General features: G+C 39.4%; 1 pseudogene. It reads right to left on the bottom strand.

Going from position 1 to position 325, the window contains the following annotated elements:
• Positions 1-259 (bottom strand): annotated as a pseudogene (locus G6047_RS00155) (zeta toxin); the annotation flags it as partial.
• Between the last annotated feature and the right edge of the window lie 66 nt (positions 260-325).

Raw genomic sequence — 325 nt, 5'->3', positions numbered from 1 at the left:
CCCGATAGCTTTTGGTTGCCAAAGTCGTCTCGAAAGCAAAATTCTGTTTTTCCAATAACAAATGATCGACGCGCTGGAGCATAATTCTTCCAGCTTCGAAAGCAACCTTTTCTGGTTGGAAAGGCGACAGGCCTTTTGCAATTTCGTCTGCATTTACAAATTCTTTGCAATCGAGAATTTCGGGAAGTATTGTGAATGAAGCTGTGGTTTTACCAGCGCCATTACATCCAGCAATAATATATAGATTTGGTTTTATCACGACGTAAATATACCAATTCTAATGATGTTTTGTATCGGCGATTTTTAGGCATTTCCACCAACGTTT

Origin of the sequence: Flavobacterium silvaticum (assembly GCF_012911565.1) — a bacterium.
Taxonomy (GTDB): Bacteria; Bacteroidota; Bacteroidia; order Flavobacteriales; family Flavobacteriaceae; genus Flavobacterium; species Flavobacterium silvaticum.
Note: the sequence above shows the minus strand (reverse complement) of the source record. Positions and strands in the feature narration are given on the sequence as shown.